Here is a 5,149-nt window from a genome sequence, read left to right on the forward strand (position 1 = left end):
CGCTGCGCGCCGCCGCCGAGCGGAGCGACCTGCTGGTGCTGCCCGCCGCCGTGGCGCCGACGCTGCGTCCCGACGGGCGGGCCGACCTCGCGGTGCACGGCGTCGACGGTACCTGTCTGGTGACCGTGATCGCCGGTCGGATCGTCCACCGTCGCGCCTGAACAGATCGTCGGTGACCTGCGACCAGTAACCCGCCGGCCGACCGGCCCACCATCCCGTGCGGGTGGTGGGCCGGTCCCGTTTACAGCGGTCGTGGACGGCGATCCGGCGTACCTTGGGGATCATGTCTGTGCCGAACGATCCCGATCCCCGCCTCCAGTCGTACGCGGACCCGCAGCGACTGGTCACCACCGAGTGGCTGGCCGAGCATCTGGGCGACGAGGGTCTCGTCGTCGTCGAGTCCGACGAGGACGTGCTGCTCTACGAATCCGGTCACATTCCCGGCGCCGTCAAGGTCGACTGGCACCTGGAGCTGAACGATCAGGTGACCCGGGACTACCTGGACGCCAAGAGCTTCGCCGAGCTGTGTGCCGCCAAGGGCATCGGCCGGGGCGACACCGTCGTCTTCTACGGCGACAACTTCAACTGGTGGGCCGCGTACGCCCTCTGGGTCTTCTCGCTCTTCGGCCACGCCGATGTGCGGCTGCTCGACGGCGGCCGGCAGAAGTGGATCGCCGAGGGACGCGAGCTGACCCGCGACAAGCCGGCTCGTCCGCGCGCCGACTATCCGGTACCGCTCCGTGACGACGCGCCACTGCGGGCCTTCCGCGAGCAGGTCATGGCGCACGTCGCCTCGGGTCGGCCACTTGTCGACGTCCGGTCGCCAAGTGAGTACACCGGCGAGACGCTGCACATGCCGAACTACCCGCAGGAGGGCGCGCTGCGCGGCGGGCACATCCCGGGCGCGGTCAGCAAGCCGTGGAAGTCCGCCGCCAACGAGGACGGCACGTTCAAGTCCGCCGACGAACTGAAGGCGATCTACGCCGACCAGCTCGGGCTGAGCCCCGACGACGACGTGATCGCGTACTGCCGGATCGGCGAGCGGTCCAGCCACACCTGGTTCGTGCTGCGGCACCTGCTGGGCTACCCGCAGGTGCGCAACTACGACGGCTCGTGGACCGAGTGGGGCAACCTGGTCCGGGCACCCGTGGTCAAGGGCGACCAGCCCGGCGGCCTGGCCGCCTGAGCGCTGGGCCACCGGTCGCTTGCGTGATCGACTCGGGTTTCCTGATGTCGGGCTGTCCCGCTCGCCCGGACACCGCGACATCAATGAACCCGAGTCGATCACGTCGAGACGACGCCGCTCGCGCGGGGCGGTGGGTCGAGACGACGTCGCTCGCGCGGGGCGGTGGGTCGAGACGTCGCCGCTCGCGCGGGGCGACGGTCAGCCCGCGAGTGCGATCACGCCGCGCAGGTCGCGGACGATGCCGGTGATCTCGCCGGTCTCCGGGTGCCATCGTGCCAGGGCGGCCGGTTCCAGCCGGAGTAGCACGGCGCCCTTGTTGTCCCAGCCCAGGACCTCGCAGCAGCCCTTGGCGCGTTCCCGGCCCAGGTCGAGCACGTGCAGCACGGCGCCGGTCCGCGCGTCCAGCACGGCTGCCCCCTCGGCACCGTCGATCTCGTTGTTGGTGATCCAGGCTGCCCGGGCCAGCCGCTCGCCGTGCAACCAGCCTCGGCCATAGAACTCGTTGACCTGGTAGGGCGAGGGCAGCGTCGAGCCGGTGACCGGCTGTTCGGAGCGGAGTTCGCCCGCCCTGGCGGTCCTGCTGCGTAGCTTCAGGCCGGTCCGCTCGCCGTACATGTCGATCAACGGGGCCTCGCGGCCGGCGGCCGGGTCGGGTGCGATCAACTCCCAGGTCGACAGGTCGATCGTGCTGGCCGCCCCGGTGACCCGGTCCACCGCGTACGTCCGGTCGTCACCCCCGACCAGCACCCGGTCGTGCGCCCACACCACCAGCTCCAGGTAGCCGTCGAGCGGTATCCGGCGGACGGCCGCCGTGGTGAGGTCGATCATGATCAGCTCTTTCGCCTGAGCGAACGCGGCCGACCGGCCGTCCGGCGACAGCACCCCCGGCTTCAGGGCGGGCGCCTCGTTGCCGCCCGCGTCCCGGGTCGGTGCCAACGTCACCACGTCGAGGCTGCGCACCACCCCGTCGTTCCCGAGCACCCGGACCGGGCCGTCCGCGTGATACTCCTCGTCCACCGGCTGGAACAGCGCCAGTGCCCGCTGGACAGGTCGCTCGGAGAGCGGCACGGTCGCCGGGTCGCCGAGCCGAGCCAACGGATCGGGCGGGAAGGTCAGCTCGGCGGGCGGTTTCTGCACCGGACCCGCGTGGGTCGGGTCGACGGTCGGGGTCACCGTCGGGCCCACCGGAGGAACCGGCGCCGGATCGGCGGGCGGTCGCAGAGCCGCCACCGTGCCACCACCGACCAGCACCACGGTCAGGGCGACCACTCCGACGGCCCGCCGGGTACGCCGGGTCCGTCGAGCCCGCTCCCACCCGGCGGCGGCCGGCTGGCTGGGCAGCACGTCCTCGACGGTGACGGTCAGCAGTCGGCGCAGTTCGTGCTCGTTCACGGGTTCACCTCCAGACCGCTGGCCAGATCGGCCGAGCCCTGGTTCGGTCGGGCATCATCACGGCCGAGGTCCGGGGCGACCTCACGGAGTCGGCGCAGCGCGGCGTGACACTGGCTCTTCACGGTGCCGACGGTCACTCCGAGCGCCTCGGCGGTGGCGACCTCGGTCAGGTCCTCGTAGTAGCGCAACACCAGCACGGCCCGCTGCCGTGGTGGCAGCAGGCCCAGCGCGTCGTGCATCGTCAGCCGTAACGCGCCGTCGCGGTCGTGGGCCACCTGGTCCGGCGGTGCGGCGCTGAGCCATTCCCGCCGCCGGCGTCGCCACCACGACACCGAGTCCCGGTAGAGGATGGCCCGCACGTACGCGGAGGGGTCGCCGTCGCGGACCGAGGACCAGCGCAGCGCCAGCTTCAGCAGCGCGTCCTGGAGGAGGTCTTCGGCCTGGTGCCGGTTGCCGCAGATCAGGTACGCCGCGCGGAGCAGCCGGTGCTGGTGGTTCTCCACGAAGGCGAGGTAGCCGTCGCGTCCGTCGTCTCTCGTCGGCGCCATCCGCCCCCCTCCCGGCCGTCGCGCTGTACGCGTCATCTGGCAGACGCACGGGAGGTGGGAAAAGGTTGGGTCAGCTCGGTGGCGTTCCGGTCAGATAGCGCTGGAGGGTCGGCGCGACCCAGGCGACCAGCTCCTCCGGCGAGGTGTCCACCATGGGCGGCAGGCGGACGATGTATCGGGTGAAGGCGAGGCCGAGGATCTGACTGGCCACCAGGCCGGCTCGTCGGGCGGTCAGCGCCGGATCGCTGCCGAACGTGGCCACGGCGGCGGTGAGCTGGTCGGCGAAGATGCCGCGCATGCGTTCGGCCGCGCCGGGATTGGTGCTGGCGGCCCGCAGCAGCGCGACCAGTGTCTCGTCGCCCTCCCAGCGGGCGAGGAAGTGCCGGACCAGCACCTCACCGAGTCGACCGGGCGGCACCGAGGTCAGGTCGGGCAGGCGTAGGTCGAACTCGGCCGCCGCCGCGAAGAGCCCTTCCTTGCTGCCGTAGTAGCGCATGACCATCGACGGGTCGATCTGGGCGTCGGCGGCGATGGCCCGGATGGTGGCGCGCTCGTAGCCGTCCGCCGCGAACCGTTCCCGGGCCGCCCGCAGGATCGCCGCCCGGGTGGCGTCCGAGCGGCGGGGCTGCGTCGTCTGGGCGGACGGGGTCATGCCAACGACCGTATGCCAACAGCTGTTGACACGCAATCGAGCGGGTTCTAGCGTTGCCAACAAGTGTTTGCCAACAACTGTTGGCAACGGGCTTCTGGAGGTGGCCATGCTGCCCACGAGCACCGACGTCCTGGTGGTGGGCGCCGGCCCCACCGGTCTCGCCACCGCGTTGACACTGGCCCGGCGCGGGGTCGAGGTGACCGTGCTGGACCGGTTGGCCGCGCCGCCGACGACCTCCCGGGCCGCCGTCGTGCACGCGTACACCCTGGAGGTGCTGGACCGGATCGGTGCTGCGGCGCCGCTGATCGCCCAAGCGGTGCGGACGCCGCGCTTCACCGTGCGCGACCGGGACCGGGTGCTGCTGTCGGTGCCGTTCCACGAGCTGCCGTCCCGCTTCCCCTACGCGCTGCTGGTCTCCCAGGCGGTCACCGAGGCCGTGCTCACCGGGAAGTTGGCCGAACTCGGTGTCCAGGTACGACGGCCGTGCCAGCTCACCGGGCTCAGCCGCGCCGATGACGGCATGCTCGCCCAGGTCGACGGGGAGGCGCTGCGCGCCCGGTTCGTGGTCGGCGCGGACGGCCTGCACAGCACGGTCCGGCGGTTGGCCGGCATCGGCTTCACCGGCGGCAGCGACGAGGAGTCCTTCGTGCTCGCCGACGTACGGGTGCGCAGCGTGCTGCCCCGCGACGAGGCGGCGCTCTTCCTCGCCCGCCCCGGGCCGCTGGTCTGGGCACCACTCCCCGGCGGGGTGGTCCGGTTGGTCGCCGCCGTGGAGACCGCCCCGGCCGAACCGGACGCGGCCTACCTTCAGGCGCTGCTCGACGAGCGCGGCCCGGCGCGGCGACCCGACCGGCTGACCGAGGTGCTCTGGGGCTCCCGGTTCCGGGTGCACCACCGGATCGCCGACACCTTCCGAGCCGGGCCGGTGCTGCTGGCCGGCGACGCCGGGCACGTGCACAGCCCGGCCGGTGGGCAGGGCATGAACCTCGGCATCTGCGACGCGGTCGCGCTCGGCACCGCCGTGGCGGACGTGCTCGACGGTGGCCCGGAGACGCTGCTCGACGACTACACCGCCCGGCAACGGCCGATGGCCGAGGACGTGCTGAGCTTCGCCGCCGGGCTCACCAGGTTGGCCGCCGTCTCCCCGGCCCGTCGGCCGGCCCGCGACGTGCTGCTCCGGCTGCTCGGTGCCGTCCCACCGGCCCGTCGGCGCATCGCGCTGCGCCTGTCCGGGCTGTCGCACCGGGAGCGGACGCCGGGTTAGGCCGCGCGGCTCAACACAGCGGGCGCGACCGGCCGCAGGGTCCGCCAGGCGGCGAGGGAGACCAGCGCGAACGGCCCCGCCGCAGCGCCCGCAACCGGCACCGGGCC

5 protein-coding genes are annotated in these 5,149 nt (G+C 72.7%); 2 read left to right on the plus strand and 3 right to left on the minus strand.

Annotated elements, in window-relative coordinates; all coding sequences use genetic code 11:
• Positions 1-283 precede the first annotated feature (283 nt).
• Positions 284-1,186 (plus strand): sulfurtransferase, encoded by a 903-nt coding sequence (locus PSH25_RS13560; RefSeq protein WP_238659438.1) that lies wholly within the window; start codon positions 284-286, stop codon positions 1,184-1,186.
• A gap of 198 nt (positions 1,187-1,384) precedes the next feature.
• Here PSH25_RS13560 and PSH25_RS13565 read toward each other — a convergent pair whose 3' ends face one another.
• The 3 genes from PSH25_RS13565 to PSH25_RS13575 form a co-directional block, all read right to left on the minus strand.
• Entirely contained in the window at positions 1,385-2,578 is a 1,194-nt protein-coding gene (locus PSH25_RS13565) for a hypothetical protein (RefSeq protein ID WP_238659439.1), read from the minus strand.
• The gene (locus tag PSH25_RS13570; protein WP_238659440.1) at positions 2,575-3,126 is read right to left on the minus strand and encodes a SigE family RNA polymerase sigma factor; all 552 of its coding nucleotides are present in this window, start codon (positions 3,124-3,126) and stop codon (positions 2,575-2,577) included. Before PSH25_RS13570 ends, PSH25_RS13565 begins: the two co-directional genes overlap by 4 nt.
• Positions 3,127-3,196: 70 nt before the next feature.
• Entirely contained in the window at positions 3,197-3,778 is a 582-nt protein-coding gene (locus PSH25_RS13575) for a TetR/AcrR family transcriptional regulator (protein ID WP_238659441.1), read from the minus strand.
• A 106-nt stretch (positions 3,779-3,884) separates the two neighbouring features.
• Here PSH25_RS13575 and PSH25_RS13580 point away from each other — a divergent pair, with 106 nt between their 5' ends.
• Positions 3,885-5,042, plus strand: coding sequence for an FAD-dependent oxidoreductase (locus PSH25_RS13580; RefSeq protein ID WP_238659442.1), 1,158 nt, complete (start codon positions 3,885-3,887; stop codon positions 5,040-5,042).
• The last annotated feature ends 107 nt before the right edge of the window (positions 5,043-5,149 follow it).

Source organism: Micromonospora foliorum, from assembly GCF_022229015.1.
In the GTDB taxonomy this organism is placed as follows: Bacteria; Actinomycetota; Actinomycetes; order Mycobacteriales; family Micromonosporaceae; genus Micromonospora; species Micromonospora foliorum.